Annotated in this window: 21 protein-coding genes and 2 pseudogenes; 20 read left to right on the top strand and 3 right to left on the bottom strand. The window is 54.2% G+C overall.

All coding sequences use genetic code 11. The features are described 5' to 3' along the window. The first annotated feature begins 13 nt into the window (after window positions 1-13). The 15 genes and pseudogenes from hisC (at window position 14) to AC1DVE_RS04120 (ending at window position 17,432) form a co-directional block, all read left to right on the top strand. Window positions 14-1,126, top strand: coding sequence for a histidinol-phosphate transaminase (gene hisC / locus AC1DVE_RS04050; protein WP_223456229.1), 1,113 nt, complete (start codon window positions 14-16; stop codon window positions 1,124-1,126). Window positions 1,127-1,154: 28 nt separating this feature from the next. Beyond that, entirely contained in the window at window positions 1,155-3,362 is a 2,208-nt protein-coding gene (locus AC1DVE_RS04055) for a bifunctional prephenate dehydrogenase/3-phosphoshikimate 1-carboxyvinyltransferase (RefSeq protein ID WP_263287549.1), read from the top strand. Then, window positions 3,359-4,048: a (d)CMP kinase gene (cmk, locus tag AC1DVE_RS04060; protein WP_007985391.1), complete on the top strand. Its 690-nt coding sequence runs from the start codon at window positions 3,359-3,361 to the stop codon at window positions 4,046-4,048. Before AC1DVE_RS04055 ends, cmk begins: the two co-directional genes overlap by 4 nt. Window positions 4,049-4,168: 120 nt before the next feature. Then, on the top strand, window positions 4,169-5,860 hold the full coding sequence (gene rpsA, locus AC1DVE_RS04065; RefSeq protein WP_007973639.1) for a 30S ribosomal protein S1: 1,692 nt from the start codon (window positions 4,169-4,171) through the stop codon (window positions 5,858-5,860). 294 nt (window positions 5,861-6,154) lie between these two features. Further along, a pseudogene (ihfB, locus tag AC1DVE_RS04070) lies at window positions 6,155-6,455 on the top strand (integration host factor subunit beta). 463 nt (window positions 6,456-6,918) lie between these two features. After that, window positions 6,919-7,389 (top strand): asparagine synthase-related protein, encoded by a 471-nt coding sequence (locus tag AC1DVE_RS04075; protein WP_411741642.1) that lies wholly within the window; start codon window positions 6,919-6,921, stop codon window positions 7,387-7,389. 24 nt (window positions 7,390-7,413) lie between these two features. Next, entirely contained in the window at window positions 7,414-8,550 is a 1,137-nt protein-coding gene (locus AC1DVE_RS04080; RefSeq protein WP_223456231.1) for a glycosyltransferase family 4 protein, read from the top strand. Between the two features lie 3 nt (window positions 8,551-8,553). Then, window positions 8,554-9,798 carry a glycosyltransferase family 4 protein gene (locus AC1DVE_RS04085; RefSeq protein ID WP_223456232.1) on the top strand — a complete coding sequence of 415 codons (1,245 nt, stop codon included), beginning with the start codon at window positions 8,554-8,556 and terminating at the stop codon, window positions 9,796-9,798. Further along, the gene (locus AC1DVE_RS04090) at window positions 9,795-10,652 is read left to right on the top strand and encodes a dTDP-4-dehydrorhamnose reductase family protein (RefSeq protein WP_223456233.1); all 858 of its coding nucleotides are present in this window, start codon (window positions 9,795-9,797) and stop codon (window positions 10,650-10,652) included. The genes AC1DVE_RS04085 and AC1DVE_RS04090 overlap by 4 nt, the downstream gene beginning before the upstream one ends. 33 nt (window positions 10,653-10,685) lie before the next feature. Next, the gene (locus AC1DVE_RS04095) at window positions 10,686-11,696 is read left to right on the top strand and encodes a polysaccharide biosynthesis protein (protein WP_223456234.1); all 1,011 of its coding nucleotides are present in this window, start codon (window positions 10,686-10,688) and stop codon (window positions 11,694-11,696) included. Further along, window positions 11,689-12,816: a non-hydrolyzing UDP-N-acetylglucosamine 2-epimerase gene (wecB, locus tag AC1DVE_RS04100; RefSeq protein ID WP_223456235.1), complete on the top strand. Its 1,128-nt coding sequence runs from the start codon at window positions 11,689-11,691 to the stop codon at window positions 12,814-12,816. Before AC1DVE_RS04095 ends, wecB begins: the two co-directional genes overlap by 8 nt. 19 nt (window positions 12,817-12,835) lie before the next feature. Next, window positions 12,836-13,798, top strand: coding sequence for a UDP-glucose 4-epimerase family protein (locus AC1DVE_RS04105; RefSeq protein WP_223456236.1), 963 nt, complete (start codon window positions 12,836-12,838; stop codon window positions 13,796-13,798). 64 nt (window positions 13,799-13,862) lie between these two features. Beyond that, entirely contained in the window at window positions 13,863-14,888 is a 1,026-nt protein-coding gene (locus tag AC1DVE_RS04110; protein ID WP_223456237.1) for an MraY family glycosyltransferase, read from the top strand. A gap of 101 nt (window positions 14,889-14,989) precedes the next feature. After that, on the top strand, window positions 14,990-16,984 hold the full coding sequence (locus tag AC1DVE_RS04115) for a polysaccharide biosynthesis protein (RefSeq protein ID WP_223456238.1): 1,995 nt from the start codon (window positions 14,990-14,992) through the stop codon (window positions 16,982-16,984). A 112-nt stretch (window positions 16,985-17,096) separates the two neighbouring features. Continuing rightward, a complete protein-coding gene (locus AC1DVE_RS04120; RefSeq protein ID WP_223456239.1) occupies window positions 17,097-17,432 on the top strand; it encodes a ComEA family DNA-binding protein in 336 nt (111 codons plus the stop codon). 323 nt (window positions 17,433-17,755) lie between these two features. On the opposite strand, the gene AC1DVE_RS04125 is transcribed toward AC1DVE_RS04120, so the two are convergent. The 3 genes and pseudogenes from AC1DVE_RS04125 to AC1DVE_RS04135 all read right to left on the bottom strand — a co-directional run. Then, window positions 17,756-19,120 carry a hypothetical protein gene (locus AC1DVE_RS04125; protein WP_223456240.1) on the bottom strand — a complete coding sequence of 455 codons (1,365 nt, stop codon included), beginning with the start codon at window positions 19,118-19,120 and terminating at the stop codon, window positions 17,756-17,758. A gap of 708 nt (window positions 19,121-19,828) precedes the next feature. Beyond that, window positions 19,829-21,526 (bottom strand): right-handed parallel beta-helix repeat-containing protein, encoded by a 1,698-nt coding sequence (locus AC1DVE_RS04130; protein ID WP_223456241.1) that lies wholly within the window; start codon window positions 21,524-21,526, stop codon window positions 19,829-19,831. 85 nt (window positions 21,527-21,611) lie between these two features. After that, window positions 21,612-22,301: pseudogene (locus tag AC1DVE_RS04135) on the bottom strand (group II intron maturase-specific domain-containing protein); the annotation flags it as partial. 322 nt (window positions 22,302-22,623) lie between these two features. Between AC1DVE_RS04135 and AC1DVE_RS04140 the strand changes: the two are divergent. From AC1DVE_RS04140 to AC1DVE_RS04160, 5 genes are all read left to right on the top strand, one after another. Further along, the gene (locus tag AC1DVE_RS04140) at window positions 22,624-22,914 is read left to right on the top strand and encodes a recombinase family protein (protein WP_263287520.1); all 291 of its coding nucleotides are present in this window, start codon (window positions 22,624-22,626) and stop codon (window positions 22,912-22,914) included. Further along, the gene (locus AC1DVE_RS04145; RefSeq protein ID WP_263287521.1) at window positions 22,914-23,249 is read left to right on the top strand and encodes a recombinase family protein; all 336 of its coding nucleotides are present in this window, start codon (window positions 22,914-22,916) and stop codon (window positions 23,247-23,249) included. Before AC1DVE_RS04140 ends, AC1DVE_RS04145 begins: the two co-directional genes overlap by 1 nt. Before the next feature lie 262 nt (window positions 23,250-23,511). Further along, window positions 23,512-23,790: a hypothetical protein gene (locus tag AC1DVE_RS04150; protein ID WP_223456242.1), complete on the top strand. Its 279-nt coding sequence runs from the start codon at window positions 23,512-23,514 to the stop codon at window positions 23,788-23,790. A 130-nt stretch (window positions 23,791-23,920) separates the two neighbouring features. Further along, on the top strand, window positions 23,921-24,217 hold the full coding sequence (gene ihfB, locus AC1DVE_RS04155; RefSeq protein ID WP_108215432.1) for an integration host factor subunit beta: 297 nt from the start codon (window positions 23,921-23,923) through the stop codon (window positions 24,215-24,217). A 27-nt stretch (window positions 24,218-24,244) separates the two neighbouring features. After that, window positions 24,245-24,484, top strand: a complete 240-nt coding sequence (locus tag AC1DVE_RS04160; RefSeq protein WP_223456243.1) for a lipopolysaccharide assembly protein LapA domain-containing protein — start codon at window positions 24,245-24,247, stop codon at window positions 24,482-24,484. The last annotated feature ends 212 nt before the right edge of the window (window positions 24,485-24,696 follow it).

The following is a 24,696-nucleotide window of genomic DNA, read 5'->3' on the forward strand; positions in this document are numbered from 1 at the left end:
GGGGCGGTAGCAAATGAGTGGCAATTTCCTCGCTCTGGCACAGCCGGGCGTGCAACAACTTTCGCCTTACGTTCCGGGCAAACCCGTGGACGAACTGGCTCGTGAGCTGAATCTCGATCCAGCCAGCATCGTCAAGTTGGCGAGCAACGAAAACCCGTTGGGCGCCGGCCCCAAGGCGCTGGCGGCCATCCACGACGCGCTGGCCGAGTTGACCCGCTATCCGGACGGCAACGGTTTTGCGCTCAAGACCCTGCTGGCCGAACAATGCCGTGTCGAACTGAATCAAGTGACGCTGGGCAATGGCTCCAACGACATTCTTGAGCTGGTGGCGCGCGCCTATCTGGCGCCGGGCCTGAATGCCGTGTTCAGCGAGCATGCGTTCGCAGTCTACCCGATTGCCACTCAGGCAGTCGGCGCAGAGGCCAAGGTGGTTCCGGCCAAGGATTGGGGGCATGACCTGCCTGCCATGCTGGCGGCGATCGACGCCAACACCCGCGTGGTGTTCATCGCCAATCCGAACAATCCGACCGGGACCTGGTTCGACGCTGAGGCGCTGGACGAATTCCTGCAGGATGTTCCGGAGCATGTGCTGGTCGTACTGGACGAGGCTTACATCGAATACGCCGAAGGCAGCGATCTGCCGGACGGCCTGGACTTCCTGGCGGCTTATCCGAACCTGCTGGTTTCCCGTACCTTCTCCAAGGCCTATGGCCTGGCGGCACTGCGCGTGGGTTATGGCTTGTCCACGGCGGTAGTCGCAGACGTGCTGAACCGTGTTCGTCAGCCGTTCAATGTCAACAGCTTGGCCCTGGCCGCTGCCTGTGCGGCGTTGAAGGACGAAGAGTATCTGGCGCAAAGCCGTCAGTTGAACGAGTCCGGCATGCAGCAACTGGAAGCCGGTTTCCGTGAGCTGGGGCTGAGCTGGATTGCGTCCAAAGGCAATTTCATCTGCGTCGATCTCGGTCAGGTCGCGGCCCCAGTGTTCCAGGGCTTGCTTCGTGAAGGCGTGATCGTGCGTCCGGTGGCCAACTATGGCATGCCGAACCACCTGCGCATCACCATTGGCCTGCCGGCAGAGAACAGCCGCTTCCTTGAGGCGCTGACCAAGGTTCTGGCTCGTGGTTGATGTTACTGCGCTGCAATCTGCTGAACCTGTGATCGGTCGCCTGGTGGTGGTCGGTCTCGGGTTGATCGGCGGTTCGTTTGCCAAGGGTTTGCGTGAACGCGGTCTGTGCCGCGAAGTGGTCGGGGTCGATCTCGATCCACAATCGCGCAAGCTCGCGGTCGAGTTGGGTGTGGTGGATCGCTGCGAGGAAGATCTGGGCGTTGCTTGTCAGGGCGCCGACGTCATCCAGTTGGCAGTGCCGATCCTGGCCATGGAGAAAGTGCTCGCGCGTCTGGCGGGCATGGATTTGGGGCAGGCGATCCTGACCGATGTCGGCAGTGCTAAGGGCAATGTGGTGCGTGCAGCCACCGAAGCATTTGGCAAGATGCCGTCATGCTTCGTGCCCGGGCACCCAATTGCCGGTTCGGAGCAGAGTGGGGTGGAAGCTTCAAACGCCGAGCTGTTCCGTCGCCATAAAGTGATCCTGACGCCGCTGGAGCAGACCGATCCGGCAGCCCTGGCAGTCGTCGATCGTTTGTGGCGCGAATTGGGCGCCGATGTCGAGCACATGCAGGTCGAGCGTCACGACGAAGTACTGGCTGCGACCAGCCATCTGCCGCACTTGCTGGCGTTCGGTCTGGTCGATTCGTTGGCCAAGCGCAATGAAAATCTTGAGATCTTCCGTTACGCTGCGGGCGGTTTCCGCGATTTCACGAGAATCGCCGGAAGCGACCCGGTCATGTGGCACGACATCTTCCTCGCCAACCGCGAAGCTGTCCTGCGCACACTCGATACATTTCGCAGCGATCTCGACGCCTTGCGCGACGCGGTCGATGCAGGGGATGGGCACCAATTGTTGGGCGTTTTCACTCGCGCCCGGGTTGCCCGCGAGCATTTCAGTAAAATCCTGGCCCGCAGGGCCTATGTGGACGCTATGAATTCCAACGATCTGATTTTCCTGGCTCAACCTGGTGGCCGCCTGTCCGGTCGGATTCGCGTACCGGGTGACAAATCGATTTCCCACCGTTCGATCATGCTTGGCTCCCTGGCCGAAGGCGTCACCGAAGTCGAAGGCTTCCTCGAGGGCGAAGATGCCCTGGCGACCTTGCAGGCTTTCCGTGACATGGGCGTGGTCATCGAAGGTCCACACCATGGTCGCGTGACCATTCACGGCGTCGGCCTGCATGGCCTGAAGCCGGCACCGGGTCCGATCTACCTGGGCAACTCCGGTACTTCGATGCGTCTGCTGTCCGGCCTGTTGGCTGCGCAGAACTTCGACAGCACCCTGACCGGCGACGCTTCGCTGTCCAAGCGCCCGATGAATCGCGTGGCCAATCCGCTACGTGAAATGGGCGCGGTGATCGAAACCGCCGCTGAAGGTCGTCCGCCGATGATCATTCGTGGTGGCAACAAGCTCAAGGGCCTGACCTACACCATGCCGATGGCCAGTGCCCAGGTTAAGTCCTGCCTGCTGCTTGCCGGCCTCTATGCCGAAGGCAGGACCACGGTTACCGAGCCTGCTCCGACCCGCGACCATACCGAGCGCATGCTCCGTGGCTTCGGCTACCCGGTAACGGTCAACGGTGCGACCGCATCGGTCGAGTCCGGCAATAAACTGACCGCGACCCACATCGAAGTACCGGGCGATATTTCGTCTTCGGCGTTCTTTCTGGTGGCGGCATCGATCGCCGAAGGTTCGGAGCTGGTGCTGGAGCACGTCGGCATCAACCCGACCCGTACCGGCGTGATCGACATCCTGCGCCTGATGGGCGCCGACATCACCCTGGAAAACCAGCGTGAAGTGGGTGGCGAACCGGTGGCTGACTTGCGCGTACGTGCAGCTAAACTCAAAGGTATCGAGATTCCCGAGGCGCTGGTCCCGCTGGCGATCGACGAGTTCCCGGTGTTGTTCGTCGCCGCGGCCTGTGCCGAAGGGCGCACCGTGTTGCGTGGCGCCGAAGAGCTGCGGGTCAAGGAGTCGGATCGCATCCAGGTCATGGCGGATGGTTTGCTGGCGCTGGGCGTCAAGTGCGAGCCAACCCCGGATGGCATCATCATCGACGGCGGCCAGATCGGCGGCGGTGAAGTGCACGGTCATGGTGATCACCGTATTGCCATGGCGTTCAGCGTTGCTTCGCTGCGCGCCAGTGCGCCGATCCGCATTCATGATTGCGCCAACGTCGCGACGTCGTTCCCGAATTTCCTGGCGCTGTGCGCACAGGTCGGTATTCGCGTGGCACAAGAGGCACAGTCGTGATCAACATTGCACCGGTCATCACTATTGATGGGCCAAGTGGTTCGGGCAAGGGTACGGTAGCCGGGATTCTGGCCAAGCGCCTGGGCTGGAACCTGCTGGATTCCGGTGCGTTGTACCGATTGCTGGCCTTCGCCGCGCATAACCACGGTGTCGACCTGACCAATGAAGAGCTGCTGAAGAAACTCGCCGCTCATCTGGATGTGCAGTTCATCGCGGCGACGGACGGTCAGTTGCAACGCATCATTCTGGAAGGTGATGAAGTCAGCGATGTCATTCGCACCGAAAGCGTCGGTTCCGGCGCTTCCCAGGTGGCTGCGTTGCCCGCTGTACGCGAGGCGCTGCTGCAGCGCCAGCGAGCCTTTCAGGAGGCGCCGGGCCTTGTGGCGGATGGTCGCGACATGGGCACAGTGGTTTTCCCCGACGCGCCGCTGAAGATTTTTCTGACCGCCAGTGCCGAGGAACGGGCGCGCCGTCGATATTTGCAGTTGAAGGGCAAGGTCGAGGGTGTTAGTCTGTCGAGTCTGCTAGATGAGATACGTGCGCGCGATGAGCGTGACACCCAGCGAGCGGTAGCCCCGCTCAAACCGGCGGCTGACGCCATACAGCTGGATTCCACGGAATTATCCATCGACCAGGTGCTGGAACGCATCATGAGCGAGATCGCCATTCGCGATATCGCCGGGTGACCAAGAAGGCCGCAGGGGACCAGTCATAGTCCTGCGGTGGCTTCTTTTAAATGAAACTAACCCACACCGTCTGGGGTGTGGAGATGGGCGTATTCTTCGCCCTCATCAACAGGAATTAAAATGAGCGAAAGCTTTGCGGAACTCTTTGAAGAAAGCCTAAAAACCCTGAACCTTCAGGCAGGCTCCATCATCACCGGTGTTATCGTTGATATCGATTACCAGGCTCGCTGGGTAACCGTTCACGCTGGCCTGAAGTCTGAAGCACTCATCCCGCTTGAGCAGTTCTACAACGACGCTGGCGAACTGAACATCAACGTCGGTGACGAAGTTCACGTTGCTCTGGACTCGGTTGAAGACGGCTTTGGTGAAACCAAGCTGTCCCGTGAAAAAGCCAAGCGCGCTGAATGCTGGATTGTTCTGGAAGCAGCCTTCGCAGCCGAAGAAGTGGTCAAGGGCGTTATCAACGGTAAGGTTAAAGGCGGCTTCACTGTCGACGTTAACGGCATCCGTGCGTTCCTGCCAGGTTCTCTGGTTGACGTCCGTCCAGTGCGCGACACCACGCACCTGGAAGGCAAAGAGCTGGAATTCAAGGTCATCAAGCTGGACCAGAAGCGCAACAACGTTGTCGTTTCCCGTCGCAGCGTCCTGGAAGCCGAGAACTCCGCCGAGCGCGAAGCTCTGCTGGAATCCCTGCAGGAAGGCCAACAAGTCAAAGGTATCGTCAAGAACCTCACCGATTACGGCGCATTCGTCGATCTGGGTGGCGTCGATGGCCTGCTGCACATTACCGACATGGCTTGGAAGCGTATCAAGCATCCTTCCGAAATCGTCAACGTTGGCGACGAGATCGATGTCAAGGTTCTGAAGTACGATCGCGAGCGCAATCGTGTTTCCCTGGGCCTGAAGCAGCTGGGCGAAGATCCATGGGTTGCTATCAAAGCCCGTTACCCAGAAAGCACTCGCGTTACCGCGCGTGTAACCAACCTGACCGACTACGGCTGCTTCGCTGAGCTGGAAGAAGGCGTTGAAGGTCTGGTACACGTTTCCGAAATGGACTGGACCAACAAGAACATCCACCCTTCGAAAGTCGTACAAGTCGGCGACGAAGTGGAAGTTATGGTTCTGGACATCGACGAAGAGCGTCGTCGTATCTCCCTGGGCATCAAGCAGTGCAAATCTAACCCATGGGAAGATTTCTCTGGCCAGTTCAACAAGGGCGATAAAATCTCCGGCACCATCAAGTCGATCACCGATTTCGGTATCTTCATTGGTCTGGACGGCGGTATCGACGGTCTGGTTCACCTGTCCGACATCTCCTGGAACGAAGTGGGCGAAGAAGCCGTTCGCCGCTTCAAGAAGGGCGACGAGCTGGACACCGTTATCCTGTCGGTTGACCCAGAGCGCGAGCGCATCTCCCTGGGTATCAAGCAACTGGAAAGCGATCCGTTCTCCGAGTACGTTCAAGAGAACGACAAAGGCGCCATCGTTAAAGGCATCGTGAAGGAAGTTGACGCTAAAGGCGCCATCATCACTCTGGCCGACGATATCGAAGCGACTCTGAAAGCCTCCGAAATCAGCCGTGACCGCGTTGAAGACGCGCGCAACGTTCTGAAAGAAGGCGAAGAAGTAGAAGCCAAGATCATCAGCGTTGACCGCAAGAGCCGTGTAATTCAGCTCTCGATCAAGTCGAAAGACGTTGAAGACGAGAAAGAAGCAATCCAGAGCCTGCGCGACAAGCCAGTAGCTACTGATGCTCCTGTGGCCACCACTCTGGGTGACCTGCTGCGTGCACAAATGGAAAAGCAGAACTAAGTTCTGACTTTCTGTAAAAAAGGGCGACTTCGGTCGCCCTTTTTTGTGCCTGGATTTTACCTGGGCTGAACAGAATATTGGCCTGCCGGGGTTTGTTGATGAAACCCTGGGCTCCTCAGGTTGTCTCTTTCTTAGTCGGATCAGTCGTTTATTTGCAGCTAGCCTTATGCCTGAAAGTAAGTGATGGTCAGGCGAGATACCTGGCAGGAGGACGATGCGATAACTGCAGCACTGTTCAAAATCTCCGGGTGTGCTGAAGCGCTGATCTGGTTGCTTGAAAAAGAAGGGGGGGCTATGACTAAGTCGGAGTTGATCGAGCGAATTGTCACCCGTCAGGGGCTGCTCTCATCCAGGGATGTGGAGCAGGCCATCAAGACCTTGCTTGAACAAATGTCCCAATGCCTGGCCACCGGCGATCGTATCGAGATCCGTGGGTTTGGCAGTTTCTCTCTGCGCTATCGCTCCCCGCGGGTGGGGCGCAATTCGAAAACCGGTCGGTCTCAGTCTCGACGGCAAGTTCGTTCCGCATTTCAAGCCGGGTAAGGAATTGCGTGATCGGGTGAATGAGGATGAGGAGGGTTGCAGTGACGATTAGTTGGCGAGACAGCAGTCGCTTCAAGCGATTCGTGATCACAGGGTTTGTGTTGTTTGTATCAATTCCATGCCTGCTCTTCGTACTGGAAAACCAGCAGTTTGTTGTCATCTCCTTTTTAGGTTTTTCTTCACCACAGCTTCAGTTGTCGATTTTTGGCGTTGTTTCATTCTTGGTCGGAATGATTGTGGGGGGGGGGCGGTGTTGTGTCTGCTTATGCCTTGAGGGTCAGAAGCAGGGGCGGTAAGTTGAACATTGATTTTATTGGAATTTGTTTCTGGTGTTCGGCAGAGGCAATGATGCGGTATCCTGCGCGCGTTCGTTGAGACGGGAATTCATTGCTGTTTGCGCTTTAGTTGTTAAGGTTTTCTGGCGTAAATGTAGTCGCAATGACAGCCTACAGACTACAGACAATGTGGTACTGGGTATTGACGGTCAAGATCAGGGCGACGTCTCTTGGGAGTCGATGGACGATTACACCGAAGAAATTCGCAGATGGGATGTTTCTCAGTACTTGCCGGATGATCTGCTGGTAAAAGTCGAGCGTGGTGCCATGAGCGCGAGCCTCGAAACCCGGGCACCCTTGCTCGATCATCGAGTCGCGGAACTGGCGTTTTTTTTGTCTTCAGAGCAGTTGATCAAAAATGGCGTCGGGAAATGGCCGCTTCGCGAACTGCTTAAGAGATATGTACCTACCTCGTTCCTCGATAGACCAAAGGTGGGCTTCTCTATTCCGCTGGCGCAATGGTTGCGTGGACTACTGAGAGAGTGGACAGAGAACTTGCTGGCTGAGGAGCGAATCAGGAGAGAGGGTTATTTCGATTGTCAGAAAATTCGCTCGGCGTGGCTCCAGCATCAAAACGGAACGTACGATCGTAGTCTTCATTTGTGGAATATTCTGATGTTCCAATCCTGGCTTGATAAAAATAGTCGCTAATTCAGATTGAGCAAAAGGTTTTCCATGAAGATAGTTTTCAACGCGCTCTCTGCCCGTCTAGGTGGAGGTCAGACATATTTGATTAATCTTTTTCAGTTCGTACCCTTCGACAAGGATCTTGAGATCCGCGTGTTCGCCCCTTCGTCACTCAAGCTGCCGGATCACCCAAGGATCCGTCGCGTCGAACCTGCCTGGCCGACAGAAAATCCGCTTGTCAGAGCCTTGTGGGAAAAGTGGGTGTTACCCGGTATCTTGAAGGCTGAAAAGGCTGACCTGCTGTTTTGTCCCGGGGGGGTAGTGGGCACTCGTGCACCAGCCGGTTGCAAGGTTGCGACGATGTTTCGGAACATGATTCCATTTGATTTGCGCGTACGAAAAAGTTTACCATTCGGGTTGCAACGGATCAGAGATTGGTTATTGAACCGCATTATGCTCAAGAGCATGACTGAAGCTGATTTGACGATATTTATTTCAAATTATGCACGAGGGGTCATCGAATCGCTGACCAAGGTTAAAAACGCCGTTACTATGCCTCATGGAATTGGTTCTGTGTTTCGGACGCACGGCAAAAGTACTGTTCGCCCGGATTTTTTACCAGGGAGCGAGTACATTTTATATGTGTCGAGATTTGACGTTTACAAGCATCATTTTCAAGTGGTCAGTGCTTACGGGAAACTACCTCAAGAGCTTCGCGAAAGGTTCCCGCTGATTCTTGTCGGGGAAACAAATCTGCCGGAAGCTGAGCGCGTAAAGACTCTGGTTTCAACGCTGGGCCTTGAAGGCCAGGTCCTGCTACTGGGCGCTATTCCTTATCAGGAACTTCCTCCTCTGTATCACCACGCTTATCTGAATCTCTTTGCCTCGTCGTGCGAGAACTGCCCGAACATACTTCTTGAAGCGCTCGCTTCAGGTCGGCCAATGATCTGCTCCAATGTTATGCCCATGCCGGAGTTTGGCGCGGACGCAGCATTGTATTTTTCGCCGTTTGATTCCCAAGACATAGCAGACGTATTGACAGAAGCTTTAACAAGTCCGGAACTCTTGAAAAAGCTGGCCGTTGCAGCGGTTGCGCAAAGTGATAAGTTTGATTGGGAGAAAACCTCAAGAAGAACGTGGTCCGAGTTGCTGGCGCTGGCCAAGTTGCGAAAAGCAGGTGTTTGATAAATGAGAGTTCTCGTGGTGTCGCAGTATTTTTGGCCGGAATCATTTATTATCAACGACCTGGTCAAGAGCTTGTCTGCTCAGGGGCATATCGTAAAAGTTCTTACCGGCAAGCCGAATTACCCCGATGGCATTGTGTTCGACGGCTACAATGCCGCCGGATATCAGGAAGAAAGTTACGAAACGACAGTTAGCGTATGCCGTGCGCCGCTTAGACCTCGCGGCTCTTCGGGCGCAAAAAACCTGATACTGAATTATTTGTCTTATATCGTAAATGGGTTGAAATTTTACCCGGATGCTGTAAGGGGCGAGCGTTACGACGCAATTTTTGTGTTTGCACCTTCCCCGATTACGTCGGTCATTCCCGCCATCTATTTGAAATGGAAGCTCAAGAGTCATCTGGCTGTATGGGTTCAAGATCTCTGGCCAGAGAGTTTGAGTGCGACGGGATTCATCAGGAATAAATTGCTCTTGCGCGTGGTAGGGTGGATGGTCAGAGGCATTTACGCCTGCGTTGACACTTTACTCGTTCAGTCGAAGGCATTCCGGGAGCCGGTTGCTCGCTATGCTGATCCCGGCAAGGTCGTGTATTACCCAAATTGTTATCAGGATACTCCGCCAGGCTCCGAAGAGACCCGGATTCCAGTATCGCTGCTCGCGGAGCTCGAAAACCATTTCTGTCTCGTTTTTGCTGGCAACCTGGGGACCGCGCAATCGGTCGAAACCCTGGTTGAGGTAGCAGACAGGCTTCGCCATCTATCCAATCTCCGAATTGTGCTGGTCGGCAGCGGTAGCATGCTGAGCTGGATCGAAAGCCAGAAAAAATCCCGATCATTGGACAACCTAGTCCTCGCCGGCCGGTTTCCGGTAAGTGAAATGCCACATTTTTTCAGTCGTGCCACGGGATTGTTGGTGACGTTGAAGCAAGATGAGGCGTTCTCCTATACCATTCCCAGTAAAGTCCAGGCTTACCTTGCAGCGGGGAGGCCGATTGTGGCCGCGCTGGATGGCGAAGGGGCTCGGGTCATTCAAGAGGCCAATGCAGGCCTGACGAGCCCGGCGCAAGATGCCGAAGGTATGGCCAAGTGCATTGAGCAACTTTTCCACATGAGTTCGGATGAACGGGAATCATTGGGGCAGTCGGGCAGGGCGTACTACCTCGAGCATTTCGAAATGGAGCGTCAAAGCCAGCGTCTCGTCGAAATCCTCTGTACCAGGATCAATGAATTGAAAGGTAGCTCAAAATGAAAGTTCTAGTGTTAGGGGTCACCGGGATGCTGGGTAGCACGGTGTTCAGGCAATTCCATGGAAACCCACGCTATGAGGTGTGGGGCACTTTACGTAATCCAGGTGGCGCAAAATACTTTTCAGACGAAACTCGCAGTTCGTTAATCAGTAATGTTGACGTGCTGGACCAGGACTCGCTGGTTTCGGTGCTGGCACGGGTCAAGCCGGATGTCGTCATTAACTGCGTCGGCTTGATCAAGCAGCTGGCCGATGCCAAGGATCCCCTTTCAGCGCTTCCCATCAATGCCATGTTGCCGCATCGCATTGCCAAGTTGTGCGAACTGTCTGGCGCTCGCTTGATTCACATCAGTACCGACTGCGTGTTTTCCGGACGTAAAGGGCTTTACACTGAAGAGGATGTCTCCGATGCGGAGGATCTCTACGGCAAGTCCAAGTACATTGGCGAGCTTCATGCCCGACCGAATGCAGTCACTCTCCGGACTTCAATCATCGGTCATGAACTGGGAAGCCAGTACTCACTGGTGGATTGGTTTCTATCCCAGAACGGGTCCGTCAAGGGCTACGAAAAGGCCATTTTTTCGGGGCTTCCTACCGTGGAGCTGGCGCGTGTCATTCGAGATTATGTGATCCCGAACCCGGAGCTTAAGGGTCTTTATCATGTCTCGGTGGCACCTATTGATAAATTGTCTCTGCTGAAATTGGTGGCAGAAGTTTATGAAAAGGAAATCGATATCGTCGCCGACAGTGATCTTTCTATTAATCGTTCGCTGGACTCATCAAAATTCCAATCCGCGACCGGTTATGTTCCACCTTCATGGTTGGAATTGGTCAAATCAATGCGCGCAACGCGTTGATCATTAAATACAATCAAGTCTTGGATGGTAGTTATGTTTGATAATAAAATTTTGATGATCACGGGCGGCACAGGGTCATTTGGTCATACAGTGTTGAAGCGTTTTCTTGATACAGACGTAAAAGAAATTCGTGTATTCAGCCGCGATGAAAAAAAACAGGAAGATATGCGCATTGCCCTGTCGAACGACAAGGTGAAGTTCTATATCGGTGATGTTCGCGATCGCGATAGCCTTGATCAGGCCATGGTCGGTGTGGATTACATTTTTCACGCTGCAGCATTGAAGCAGGTGCCTTCCTGCGAGTTCTACCCTATGGAAGCCGTGCGTACTAACGTCATCGGTACCGAAAACGTTTTGAATGCGGCGATTGCTTCGGGTGTTAAGCGCGTTGTCGTGCTAAGTACCGACAAGGCTGTTTATCCAATCAATGCCATGGGTATTTCCAAGGCCATGGCTGAAAAACTGATGGTGGCCAGGTCGCGGATGATTCCGGCAGCGGGACCTGTGATCTGCGCAACTCGTTACGGCAATGTCATGGCCTCGCGCGGGTCAGTGATCCCGTTGTTTATCAACCAATTGCAAAATGACGAACCGCTGACCGTCACTGATCCGAACATGACCCGCTTTCTGATGTCGCTGGAGGACTCTGTCGACCTGGTGTTGCACGCTTTCGAGCATGCCGAGCAAGGCGATATTTTCGTTCAGAAAGCACCTGCCTCGACAGTCGCGGACCTGGCGCAAGCGCTCAAGGAACTGTTCTCTCGCGACAATACTGTCAAGGTCATTGGCACCCGTCATGGCGAAAAACTCTACGAGTCGCTGATTTCCCGTGAAGAAATGGCCAAAGCCGAAGACATGGGGCGTTACTATCGAATCCCGGCGGACAATCGCGACCTGAACTACAAGAAATTCTTTGTTGAAGGTGAGCAGGAGATTTCCGATCTTGAAGATTACACCTCGCATAACACTGAGCGTCTCGATGTTGAAGGCGTGAAGAAAGTTCTTTTGAATCTGGAATACATTCAGGAGAAACTTGATGCTTAAGGTCATGACGCTGGTCGGCACGCGACCAGAGCTTATCAAGATGAGTCGTGTCATTGCTGAGCTGGATAAGCAGGTCAACCATGTGTTGGTCCACTCCGGCCAAAACTACGACTTCGAATTGAATCAGGTGTTTTTCGACGATCTTGAAATTCGAAAGCCCGATTACTTTCTGGGCGCCGCTGGCGATACGGCTGCCAAGACCATCGCCGAGGTGATTTCCAAGGCGGATGAAGTATTTGAAGTTGAAAAGCCGGACGCGCTTTTACTCTATGGCGATACCAATACCTGTCTTGCAGTCATTGCCGCCAAGCGCCGCAAGATTCCCGTATTCCATATGGAAGCCGGCAATCGCTGTTTTGATCAGCGAGTTCCCGAGGAACTGAATCGCAAGGTGCTCGATCACCTGAGCGATATCAATATGGTGCTGACCGAGCATGCCCGGCGTTATCTGATCGCTGAAGGGATTCGTCCTGAAACCATCATCAAGACAGGTTCGCATATGGAGGAAGTGCTCGACTATTACATGCCGAAAATTCTCATTTCCGACGTGCTGGTTCGAGAGGGGCTGGAGCAGGATAAATTCTTCATCATCAGCGCTCACCGAGAGGAAAACGTCGATACGCCGGAGAACCTCCGGGATTTGCTCAAGACGCTGCGAGCCTTGGCCGACGAATATAAGTTTCCGATCATCGTGTCCACTCACCCCCGCACCCGCAAACGTCTGGAGGCGATAGGCGAATCGCTGGATCACCCGTTGATCCGTTTTTCCAAACCATTCGGTCTGCTTGACTACATCAAGTTGCAGATGTCGGCGTTTTGCGTCCTGTCCGATAGTGGCACCATCACTGAGGAAGCCTCTCTGCTGAACTTGCCTGCCATTACCATCCGTAATGCACATGAGCGTCCGGAAGGGATGGACGAAGGGACTCTCATTATGAGTGGCCTGAAAGTGGATGGCGTTCTCAATGCCGTACGTGTGGTGACCAGTCAGCATGATCGTGATCAGCGTGTCATCCCCGTGGTCAGGGATTACCAGGCGGGTCCGGTGTCCAAGCAGGTGGTTCGGGTCGTATTGAGTTACACCGACTACATCAACCGTACTGTCTGGTCGAAACCCTGAGCGGCGTCGAGGTTTGAAAATGCGTGTTTTGTTGACAGGTGCCACTGGTTTCGTAGGCCGTGCAGTCCTGGGCCGGTTAGCGGCTTCTGAAGATCTGGAACCGGTGGCCGCCATTCGCGGGCATGCCCTGCCTGACTGTCCGGCGCGCGTTACAACTGTTCAAACCTCCGGGCTCGCTAGTGATACCGACTGGTCGCAAGCGCTGGATCGGGTGGAGGTCGTCATTCACAGCGCGGCGCGTGTCCATGTGATGAATGACACCGAGTCCGATCCGCTGGTTGCGTTTCGCAAAGTGAATGTCGAAGGCACGCTGAATCTTGCCCGGCAGGCGGCTGGCCAAGGGGTTCGACGTTTTGTGTTCATCAGCTCGATCAAGGTGAATGGTGAAGGTACGCCCCTCAATGAACCCTATCTTGCAGATGCTCCACCCGCGCCAGCGGACCCCTATGGCGTTTCAAAAATGGAGGCCGAGCGAGGGTTACGCGAAATTGCCATCGATTCAGGGATGGAGGTCGTGATTATTCGTCCTGTGCTCGTTTATGGCCCGGGTGTCAGGGCCAATTTCCTGAGCATGATGCGCTGGCTGGACAAGGGGGTGCCGCTGCCATTCGGGGCTATCCATAATCGACGCAGTCTGGTCGCGCTCGACAATCTTGTTGATTTAATAGCGACCTGTATTCGTCACCCTGCTGCAGCGAATCAGATTTTCCTTGTTAGTGATGGGGAAGATCTGTCCACTACGCAGCTGTTGAGGCGCATGGGGCAAGCCCTGGGCAAGCCTGCACGGTTGTTGCCTGTTCCGAGTGTACTGCTTGAGCGAGGAGCGCAGCTTTTAGGCAAGCGGGCTTTATCGCAACGGCTTTGCGGGTCGTTGCAAGTCGATATAAGCAAAACTCGAAAACTGCTGGGTTGGACTCCTCCCGTCAGCGTCGATGAAGCTCTGGTGTCGGTTGCGAACTACTACAAGGACAGGCAGCGATAAGCTGGCTAACGGCAGTGCTGGTTCAATTGCAAAATTGATTTTGGCTGTTTCAGGAAGTTGATCTTTGAACACAATTTGGTTGTTGGCTGCTGTGGTTGGTGTTTCATTTTTGGCCACGGGTGCATTGCGCAAATATGCCTTGGCACGCAGTTTGATAGATATTCCGAATTCACGAAGTTCACATTCGGTCCCGACACCGCGCGGTGGCGGTGTGGCCATCGTCCTGAGTTTTCTGATTGCGTTACCGGCGCTTGTCTGGGTAGATGACATGGCCTGGCCCATGGCGTTGGCTCTACTTGGAGCCGGTGGGTGGATTGCAGTCATAGGTTTTCTTGACGACCATGGACACATTGCTGCCCGGTGGCGCCTGCTGGCGCATTTCGCTGGTGCGATCTGGGCATTGTTCTGGATTGGCGGCATGGCCCCGATCAATGTGTTCGGTTACGAAATAAGTCTGGGATGGTTTGGTTATGTCATCGGGGCTTTTTTTCTAGTCTGGATGCTCAACCTCTATAACTTTATGGATGGTATTGATGGTCTGGCGAGCGTCGAAGCGATTTGCGCCTGTGTCGGTGCTTGTCTGGTGTATTGGATTGGCGGTCATGTGAGTCTCTCCATTGCCCCGTTTGTGCTGACAATGGCCGTACTCGGTTTCCTTGTCTGGAATTTCCCGCCAGCGCGTATTTTCATGGGCGATGCCGGGAGTGGTTTTCTAGGCATAGTGCTGGCGGTGTTGGCCCTGCAGGCCGCATGGACTGCACCGGTGTTTTTGTGGGCATGGCTTATCCTGTTAGGAGTATTCATTGTTGACGCCACTTTTACCTTGCTGCGACGCCTGTTGCGTGGTGACAAGGTCTATGAGGCTCATCGCAGCCATGGATACCAGTACGCTTCACGGAAATTCGGCAGCCATCGTGTGGTCACAGTCGCAATAGCCGCTGTCAATTTGTTGTGGTTATTGCCGGTCGCTATATTGGTCGTCATGCAGTACCTGGATGGTGCGACAGGATTGATTCTTGCCTATGTGCCTTTGGTGGCGCTGGCTTTCAAATTCCACGCTGGCGAGTTGGAAATCGCGAACAATGCGTGATGGTTGCTCTGGCTATCACGCAATGCCTTATCCACAAGAGATACCAAAAGCTGTAGTTGCTGTATCAATGCTAGGAGCTTCGAGAGGTGTTTAGAGGGGTTATGGATAAGATTCGGGCACATTTATTAAGTCTGCCAAGACGACATAAGCGAATTTTGCAGGTTCTGACTGATATTTTTCTGGTCTGGTTTGCCTTGTGGATGGCGTTTGTTGTACGTCTGGGGCTGGACGAGATGGTCAATCCCCTCACTCAGCATGTTTGGCTTTTTGTCAGCGCACCTGTCGTGGCAATCCCCCTGTTCATCCGCTTTGGTATGTATCGCGCGGTGATGCGGTACTTCGGAAATGATGCGCTCATTGCCATTATCAAGGCCGTCACATTATCGTCCCTGATCCTGGGCGTCTTGTTGTACTGGTACAGCAACCATCAGAACGTCGTTCCCCGCTCGATCATATTCAACTACTGGTGGTTGAGTCTTATCATGATCGGGGGATTGCGCTTCGCCATGCGCCAGTATTTTATGGGTGATTGGTTCAGCGCGGTTCAGCATGTTCCGTTTACGAGCAGGGATGATGGCTTGCCAAAAGTCGCGATTTACGGTGCGGGGGCCGCCGGCAATCAACTCGTTACCGCCTTGCGAATGGGGAGGGTCATGCGACCTGTTGCCTTTATCGATGACGATAGTGGTATTGCCAATAGGGTTATTTCTGGGCTGCAAGTATATAAGCCTAAACATATCCAACAAATGATAGACAACACGGGCGCTCAGGAAATTCTCCTAGCCATCCCGTCATCCAACCGTGGTCGCCGCCGCGAGATTCTTGGTTTTCTCGAAGGTTTTCCTCTGCACGTTCGAAGTGTCCCGGGATTCATGGACCTGGCCAGTGGCAGGGTCAAGGTCGACGACATCCAGGAAGTAGACATTGCCGACCTGCTCGGCCGCGATGCTGTTCCGGCTCAGGGGGATTTGCTCGAGCACTGCATCAAGGGGCAGTCCGTTCTGGTTACAGGTGCTGGAGGCTCCATTGGCTCCGAACTCTGCCGTCAGATCCTGGCGCTCGGGCCCACGACACTTTTGCTGTTTGAGCATAGCGAGTTCAATCTCTACAGCATCTTGTCCGAACTGGAACAGCGAATTGCACGAGAGTCATTGCCGATTCGTCTTTTGCCAATTCTTGGGTCTGTGCGCAATCAGGAAAAACTTCTGGATGTGATGAAATCCTGGCGTGTGGATACGGTGTATCACGCCGCGGCCTACAAGCACGTGCCTATGGTCGAGCATAATATTGCTGAAGGTCTGCTCAACAATGTGATCGGCACACTGAATACAGCACAGGCGGCACTTCAGGCCGGCGTCTCCAACTTTGTATTGATTTCGACTGACAAGGCCGTGAGGCCTACCAATGTAATGGGCAGTACCAAGCGTCTTGCCGAGTTGACGCTGCAGGCGCTCAGTCGAGAGATGGCACCGGTATTGTTCGGTGACACGACCAACGTTTCTCGGGTTAACAAGACGCGCTTCACAATGGTGCGATTTGGGAACGTTCTGGGATCGTCCGGTTCGGTTATTCCGCTATTTCACAAACAGATCAAGTCGGGGGGGCCACTGACGGTTACCCACCCCAAGATTACTCGATACTTCATGACCATTCCCGAGGCCGCGCAGCTAGTTATTCAAGCGGGTTCCATGGGGCAGGGCGGTGATGTTTTCGTTTTGGACATGGGGGAGCCTGTGAGAATTGTCGAGCTCGCCGAGAAGATGATCCATTTATCTGGTTTGAGTGTCCGTTCGGAAAAAAACCCGCATGGCGACATCTCTATCGAGTTCACGGGCCTGCGTCCGGGTGAAAAACTATATGAGGAATTGTTGATCGGTGACAACGTGGCTGCCACTCAGCACCCGATGATCATGACTGCCAACGAGGATTACCTGTCCTGGGATGTGCTGAAGGTCAAGCTGAGCGAATTGCTCCGCGCCGTTGATCAAGACGATTATGCGCGTGTTCGCCAGTTGTTGCGCGACACGGTTAGTGGCTACTCCCCGGATGGTGAAATCGTCGACTGGATCTACCAGCAGCGACGCCTGGAACCCTGATTGTTTCATATTTTGCAATGTACATATTTTTGACAGCGCCATGACATAGCCTAAGTTTGAGGAGCAGCCTCGGAAAAGCTGCTTTCTAAAACGCCGTCATGGAGCTTCAATTATGCGTACAGGCTATTTCTACTCTCTGGTTTTTGCCCTTCTCACCAGTGCTCCCGTCGTTACTTTCGCTGCTCCAGCGACCAGTCCTGAGGTGCTCAAAGCACCTCAGGTACTGGATGTGGCCGCCAAGGGGCAAGTGGGCAAAATCGATCTTAATCGTGCCGATTCAGCAACGCTGCAGCGTGAATTGTCGGGTGTAGGCGAGGCCAAGGCCAAAGCGATTGTTGCATATCGTGAAAGCAATGGGCCATTTGCGTCAGTAGATGAACTGCTGGAAGTGAAGGGGATTGGTAAAGCGCTTCTGGACAGAAATCGCGAGAAGATCGAATTGAACTAGACGTGTAGTTGAACGGAAAAGGCCGACCATTGCAGGCTGTGTGAAAACCTAGCAATCTGCTGGCCGGTTAAAGAAAATGCCCGTATGGCAAGATACGGGCATTTTTCTTATGCGCTATGTCCAAGGTGAAAAAACGCTCCTAGTGGCCTGAGCGGTTAATTCATTTTTCTACAAGCGACGATATGTTCATGAGAGATCCTCCGCCAAAAACGAGAAAAGCCCTGCAGCGTAAACCTGCAGGGCTTCTCGGTCAGGCTGACAATCTCATTAAACCCGCCGTAGCGGGTCATGTTGAGATTGAAGCTGTTATGAAGTCATAACGTTTAAGTAACGCTGATTCGTTTCCTCACGTTAACTCCAGCTAATACCGGACAACAAATGAACAGCGTGAACGCGTAAGGCATCCAGACAATTGGCCGCTGATATATACTAAACAGGAACAGCGCGAAAAACAGTAATGCCCATTTCGGCAAATCAGCTCTACGCAGAAGCGCGATAGCAAGCAAAATCATAGAGCCTGCAAAAAGGATCATCCCGATGATCCCAAAGTCCGTGAATATTCTCGTTACCACTTGAGAGACTCCACCAAACGTTACGCTAGCGTCAGAGCTTACCCCGAACATAAGAGTCTTCAAATCTGAAGACCAATAGTCATTGATCAGTTTTTGCATTTCAGGAAGCGATCTATTGTTTATGTACTGAGTCTGACGCAAGGTTGAGGCCGGTAATACAGTGGTGTTTTTCACTACCGAAGCTTCCGATGCCTGCGTCTCTGGAAGGCTAGCAACTAGCTCCGGAGGAGAAGACAATGGTCTTATCAAGCTAGGCGCCGATGCAGTGACTTCGACTCCAGGGCCTTTCGAATTCGTTTCTGTGTGAAAAGAATCTGGCTTGATGACTCCTGCGGCAAGCAGCCCCGCAACTACGCTCAGAGCGAGAGGCGCCAAGGTTGTGGCAGATCGGGTCAGCACCAGCCGAGCAGTAAAACCAGCGACTGTCAGCACTGCAAACGCCAAAGAAAACGAAAGCAGCCCGCCTACGAAAAGTAGGATGGTGGCTGTGGACCTGATCCGGAACCTATGGGCTGCGAGCAGAAATGCTGAAACGGTACCCACCATCCCCGGCTCATCATAAACCGCACACAAACGGTAGAGCGTTCCGCCCCATGGTAGAGACGTCACGTTATTCCCAAGCAATAGCACACCGGGCACATTCAGATAATAGCCCCCCGCTGCGGCCATTACAGGGTTTAGAAGCGGCCTGTGATTAAAGCTGATTTGAAGCCCGAGAATGGCGCCAATCGATACCAAAACACCTGGCAGCAAGCTCAACCCGAAGATAATCGAAAATGCTTTTATAAGCTCGGCTCTTCGACTGTCTTCGAATACGAAGAGCGCTAGCATAGTCGGCAGAACGAAATACCAACGTGTAAAGCTTCCGTCCGTTTTCGGGAGGAAGCTTATGTAGACTATAAAAATTGCCATCATGGCAAAGCCGATCATTTCACTTTTGCGTGGCCTATCACCAGCGATAAACGCGAGCACCGCAATGACGCCAGCCGTTAGTCCGGCAAGTGCAATATGCCTACTGGAGCCCCATAAAAAGTACGGATTCAAAGATGTCCATGAACACAGCGCTAAAGCAGGGGCAAGCAAGAGACTGCCACGATTGACGAATGATGAATACATTCCTGATTTCCTTGAAATACTAAGCCGATAGCCGGCAAGTGTATTGGGCACTCGGGATCTACCTGGCGCTTGCCACAATCGAGTCTCGCTTAGCTCGGGTGAGCTCCACGACGCATACCCTGTCGTAACTTTCCTATTTGATCACCCCCACTGTATCCAGAGAAGCTATCGCACAGGACATGTCAGATTGGGTTTGCTGGGTCCAAGAACGTGAGCCTACTTTGATTAGGCACCCCTCTTGATCTCTTACGGATTTTGGGACCGCATCAATCAGGTCCACATCCGGTATACTACAATCTCTCGCTTCCTGATCTGCCGTTTTCCAAGCTGCAGCTGCTTACTCTACCAAAGACGAGCCCAGCGCAGAGGAAGAAATCAAAACCAGAGCCAACCCCGCCAACCCCGCCAACGTAATCCGTTTCGGCGATGCACAGCGTATTACCTTGGCCAAAGTCATTGCCAGTCGTCCTTTAGGCGAACATATAGTCAGAAGGCCGGCATGCTATCAGCTTTGAGACTGGCCTGCGATAACACACCAGCCGTCCCTCGCATAGGATCGCTTGGGCTACTTCTCCGCTTCAGCCTTCTTGGCTGCAGCCAGAGCTACCTTTTCCGTATCGCAAGGAGGACCGACCTTATGGGTACCGTCGGCGTAGACGAGCTCCGCGCTGATCTTCCCGCTGCGCGGCCATTGTGTGTACTGAATTTTCATCCTACGAGAGCCTCCGCTACGACCGTACCAGAAGAGGCCAAAGCCGCTCCGTTGTAGTAGGTCTGATACTTGTCGAGGTACACCACAGCGCCTGTCACCCCATTGTTCACATGATACAAACGCGCCTTGTTCATATCGTTTCCGCTCAGCACCGTCTTGGTCGTGCCGTTATCGGTAGTTATGGTGCTTGACGGCAAAACGCTGTTTGCATAGTCGCCAGAACGGTTGTCGGGATTGATAGTGTTTCGATGCAGGTAAGGCTTAAAGCAACCCGACAGATAGATGAACGAATCGTAGATGCCCGTGTAGCGGGACGAGTAACCAGGGTGCTCCAACTGATTGATCGTGATTTGAGGCTGTTCGACGTTGATCAACGCCAGCGCCCCGCCGTTGGTCGTGATGTTGTTGTCATGGATGACCATCTGCTGAGCGCCAGACAAGCCGATCACCTCGATACCGCAGTTGCGACCGGTAATCGTGTTGTGCTGGATCGTGAGGCTGTCGCCCATGTAGGTGCCGTGGATGCCGCTGTTGATCCAGCAGCGCTCCACCACGCCTGTGAAGAACCCGTCGAGATTCTTGACGCTATTGTCGAACTCCAGGCCACGCCCCAGAACATCACCGATCTCAACGTAGCCGATACTGAAGTTGGACAGGAAGCAGCCGGCGTTCAGCTTGATGCGCATTCCGAAATCGCCGGTTCCAGCGGTTTTCGGAACCAGGCTGAAGTTATCCCAAGTCCAAAAGCGGCTTGCGGCCCGGCCGGTGGGTGGGGGCACCGTCAGACCAGAGCCCCCATTGAGAATGAAGCGGTCAATGCCTCTGCCAGCGCCGGACCATTTCGGTTGGGAGGTTTGGGTCAAGCCTTGGCTGATATAGAAATCAGCAGCGGGCACATAAAAGTTTCGAATGCCTGCTTGAGCGACATTCCGTGCTGCCTGTGATGGGGCGTAGTCGTCAGTCGTACCATCGCCGACCGCGCCAGCGTCGTATGGATCAACCGGGCGACCCGCACGGCGGCGAATGTAGCGGCCTGTCGCCACACTGGTGAGCTTGAAGACGTCGACCGAATCATCCGCGGCTGTGCTGGTTGCGTTCCAATCGAAGGCGTCACCGCCTCGAGGCACAGGATTCGCCCGCGCGTTGAAGCCACCGCGATAGTCACGCACGATGACCGTAGGTACAGCAGTTGTAAGTGCGCGCATCGCTGCCACCGAGTCGAGCGTCTGGCTACGCAGCGATATCAGTGTTTGCGCTACCGTGCCGCTCACAGGGTCGCCAATCAAAGCAGGACCGCCTTGGGCAGCGAGGCTCTGACGCAGCGATTGATCGCCGACGTCCACCAATCGAGCTAAGTCCATGGCCCACGTCCCGGACAATGTCGCAGGGAAGGAGGCTGGTGTTTTCACCCGCCAGACTGAACCGGCGTAGTCAATCAGCTGTGTGGGTCGCTGCACGGTCAGCGGGGAGCCGGCCACATAGGTGAAATGAACGGGCTCGAAACCGCTTGCCAAGATGAAAGCAGCAAAATCCGTTTCTATGCCTGCCCATGTCTTACGCACATTTCCAAATCGATCAACCCAAGATACCTTGGGTCCATTCATTGCCTCATCGACGTTCGACGCATTGTCGTAAAGCGCGCGTGGATCAGGCGTCCCCAAGGGCAGCGCCCGGGTGTCATATGTATTGGCCATGGGTTTCCTCAGTGATCGAGTAGGAGGCGGATTTCCATCCGCCGTCCTCTCACGCCACCGTACGTACGGTTCCGTATACGGCGGTTCAGGCTATGCGGCTAAGCCGGTTTATCGTATCCAGTATCGAGACCAGACCCAGTCGATCCCACAGTTTCTTCGGTAACGCCTGATTCATGTGTGGCGCTCCCGAGTTCCACCATGGGCCTCGGCCATTGGACGCTGATCTGCAGGCGCGCCCTTCGTTGAGCCCTAAGCGCATCAGGTTTCGTGCCCTCGTCGAGGGCTGCTTCCATTGACGCCGGACGACGCAGCGAAACTTGCGACGCACCCAGCCGTCCAGTCTCTCCAGCGGCCGCTTGCTCTGACTTAGCTTGAAGTAGCCAGCCCAACCGCGCAGTACGGGGTTTATCCGCTCGATGACATACGCCATCTTGTGGCCCCGCGCTCCACGCAGTAGCTCTGCGAGTCGGTCGCGCAAGCGACCCAGACTCATTGTCGCCACTCTCAGCCTTGGCTGTTGATGCCAGCTCATCCCGTAGCCCAAGTAGTCACACATCCATGACCCGGCTACCCGGCTCTTTTCCCGGTTCAGCGTCAGTTTCAGACGCTGCCTCAAGAACCGCTCGACGCCGGCCATCACTCGCTCACCGGCACGACGGCTGCGCACATAAATGTTCGCATCGTCGGCGTAGCGCACGAAACGATGGCCTCGCCGCTCCAATTCACGATCGAGTTCGTTGAGCAGGATGTTCGACAACAATGGCGAGATAGCGCCGGCAACAATAGAGCAAACTCTCGGATAAAATGGGGGCTGTGCATTGCCAGGGAGAGTTTTGCTCCGAGGTATGCGGGATGCCCCGACGTCGAGATTGTTCTCGTCATTGAGGTCATCGCCCCCACTGACGGGAGAATTCAGTCATGAGCCGAAAACCGCGGATCTGGCATATTCGTCTGGCTTTTGAGCCAAATCGATTCTTTTGTGAAGAGCTCGAGAGGGTCTACGAGCAGCTAAAACCGACAGAAACGCGGACTTCCTCAGAGTTGTCGCAATCCCGGTCCCCTGTGAAAAAGCATCGTACTGCCAAGCGAGGTGAGCAATGAGCCAGGCTGTGATGGTGGCGCTCTATGCCCGGGTATCCTCTGACCAACAGGCTAAACGCGGCACGATTGAAAGCCAGATTGCCGCGCTGATGGAGCGGATCGTGGCTGATGGCGCCCAAGTCGTTGAGGACATGCGCTTTATCGACGCCGGCGTCAGCGGCGCGACGCTGATTCGCCCACAATTGGAACGGCTCAGAGACCGCGCTGCACTTGGCTTGGTAGATCGTCTCTACGTCCTGTCCCCCCAGACCGGCTGCCGCGAAAATATGCCCACCAGGCATTGCTGATGGAAGAGCTATCGGCGTGCGGCGTACAGGTCGTATTCCGCAATCATGCCATTGGCGTGACGCTGGAGGAGTCGTTGTTGCTGCAGATGCAGGGCATGATTGCGGAGTATGAGCGGGCCAAAATCATGGAGCGCCATCGTCGCGGCAAGCTTCATGGAGCCAAGCGGGGCAGTATCAATGTGCTGTCGACTGCGCCCTACGGTTATCGCTACATTCGTAATCAACTTGATGGCGCACCCGCACAGTATGTTATCGACTTGGCGCAAGCGGCGACGGTCAGAGCCATCTTTCAATGGATTGGGATGGAGCGACTGAGCATTGTAAGCGACCCATAAACCACACCTCATTTTTGCCAGGTGTGGTTTATGGGTCGCTTACGAAAGAAGTAATCCAGAGCCTGCGCGACAAGCCATTAGCTACTGATGCTCCTGTGCTACCACTCGGGTTGAACAGGATATTGGTTCCCGGGGAGGATTGCAGAAACCCAAGGCGCTTCAGGTTGTCTCTTTCTTTAATCGGATCAGTCATTTATTTGCAGCTAGTCTTATGCCTGAAGGCGAACGACGGTCAGGCGAGGCGTCTGGCATAAGGATGTGAATGAAAAGGCTCATTGTCGTGATTGCCGTACTGACATTGGCGGGTTGTACGACTAATGCAAGGACCCATGCGGTACGCGGGGTCAGTGGCGTCGAGATCGATTGCTCGGGGCTGGGATCGGGGTGGGAGAGGTGTCAAAAGCGAGCTGACAGGGAATGTAAGGGGGCAGGTTACAAGGTTGTGGCAAGGTCCGACGACGCCAAGGATGAAGATGAATACTTCTTTGGCTTCAATCCTGCGGGTTTATTGATACGGACCATGTTGGTTATCTGTAGGTGAGCTGTGTGCCGGGGCGCGGACGCTCATGCAGGGAGAGAATGCGGTAAATGCAATGGGCTGTTCAAAATCGTCCGGGCGTGCTAAAACCTTTGAAGCGCTGATCTAGCTGCTTGAAAAAGAAGGGAAAAATATGACGAAGTCGGAGTTGATCGAACGAATTGTCACCCATCAAGGACTGCTCTCATCAAAGGATGTGGAGCTGGCCATCAAGACCATGCTTGAGCAAATGTCCCAATGCCTGGCCACCGGCGATCGCATCGAGATCCGTGGCTTCGGCAGTTTCTCGCTGCACTATCGCGCACCGCGCGTGGGACGCAATCCGAAAACCGGTCAGTCTGTCAGCCTCGATGGCAAGTTCGTTCCGCATTTCAAGCCCGGCAAGGAGTTGCGTGATCGGGTGAATGAGGATGAGGAGGAAGTGTCGTGATAGTAAACGGAGTTTGGGTTGTTACTGATGCCTAATATTAAACGCGTAATGCTTGCGGTTTTGTTGTTGCTATTGATCTTAGTGGTCTTAGTGTTCGTCCTGGAAAACCAACAAACCATTTCGATGGTGTTTCTTGGGTGGACAGGGCCTGCATTGCCCGTGTCGGTAATTGTAGTGCTTTCACTGTTGGTAGGGATGGTGTTGGGGCCTCTATTGTTTTGGCTATTGCTTAGGATCAGGAAGGTGTCGCGGACGTCAGCCAAGTAAATTATAAAGAGATGAGCGTTCGGTTGACGGTTCAGTGATGTTTTCCGGGTATCGGTAATCCATCGTTTTCGATTTGTTATATCTGCAACTTTTTTCAGTTCGGTAGATAGAGCAGTTTCTCAAGAATGCAGGAGAAGTGCGCCTGCTAGTCTGCCTGCCTTGCTTGTCGATGAGATATAACTCTAGTGTGGTATTTATTGGAGTATCTGTAC

The organism is Pseudomonas sp. P4_B4 (genome assembly GCF_056402255.1).

Coding starts and splice junctions, on each gene's coding strand:
- hisC (WP_223456229.1), top strand. CDS start 14: ATGAGTGGCAATTTCCTCGCTCTGGCACAGCCGGGCGTGCAACAACTT.
- rpsA (WP_007973639.1), top strand. CDS start 4,169: ATGAGCGAAAGCTTTGCGGAACTCTTTGAAGAAAGCCTAAAAACCCTG.
- AC1DVE_RS04075 (WP_411741642.1), top strand. CDS start 6,919: ATGGACGATTACACCGAAGAAATTCGCAGATGGGATGTTTCTCAGTAC.
- AC1DVE_RS04080 (WP_223456231.1), top strand. CDS start 7,414: ATGAAGATAGTTTTCAACGCGCTCTCTGCCCGTCTAGGTGGAGGTCAG.
- AC1DVE_RS04085 (WP_223456232.1), top strand. CDS start 8,554: ATGAGAGTTCTCGTGGTGTCGCAGTATTTTTGGCCGGAATCATTTATT.
- AC1DVE_RS04090 (WP_223456233.1), top strand. CDS start 9,795: ATGAAAGTTCTAGTGTTAGGGGTCACCGGGATGCTGGGTAGCACGGTG.
- AC1DVE_RS04095 (WP_223456234.1), top strand. CDS start 10,686: ATGTTTGATAATAAAATTTTGATGATCACGGGCGGCACAGGGTCATTT.
- wecB (WP_223456235.1), top strand. CDS start 11,689: ATGCTTAAGGTCATGACGCTGGTCGGCACGCGACCAGAGCTTATCAAG.
- AC1DVE_RS04105 (WP_223456236.1), top strand. CDS start 12,836: ATGCGTGTTTTGTTGACAGGTGCCACTGGTTTCGTAGGCCGTGCAGTC.
- AC1DVE_RS04115 (WP_223456238.1), top strand. CDS start 14,990: ATGGATAAGATTCGGGCACATTTATTAAGTCTGCCAAGACGACATAAG.
- AC1DVE_RS04120 (WP_223456239.1), top strand. CDS start 17,097: ATGCGTACAGGCTATTTCTACTCTCTGGTTTTTGCCCTTCTCACCAGT.
- AC1DVE_RS04125 (WP_223456240.1), bottom strand. CDS start 19,120: ATGTATTCATCATTCGTCAATCGTGGCAGTCTCTTGCTTGCCCCTGCT.
- AC1DVE_RS04130 (WP_223456241.1), bottom strand. CDS start 21,526: ATGGCCAATACATATGACACCCGGGCGCTGCCCTTGGGGACGCCTGAT.
- AC1DVE_RS04140 (WP_263287520.1), top strand. CDS start 22,624: ATGAGCCAGGCTGTGATGGTGGCGCTCTATGCCCGGGTATCCTCTGAC.
- AC1DVE_RS04145 (WP_263287521.1), top strand. CDS start 22,914: ATGGAAGAGCTATCGGCGTGCGGCGTACAGGTCGTATTCCGCAATCAT.
- AC1DVE_RS04150 (WP_223456242.1), top strand. CDS start 23,512: ATGAAAAGGCTCATTGTCGTGATTGCCGTACTGACATTGGCGGGTTGT.
- ihfB (WP_108215432.1), top strand. CDS start 23,921: ATGACGAAGTCGGAGTTGATCGAACGAATTGTCACCCATCAAGGACTG.
- AC1DVE_RS04160 (WP_223456243.1), top strand. CDS start 24,245: ATGCCTAATATTAAACGCGTAATGCTTGCGGTTTTGTTGTTGCTATTG.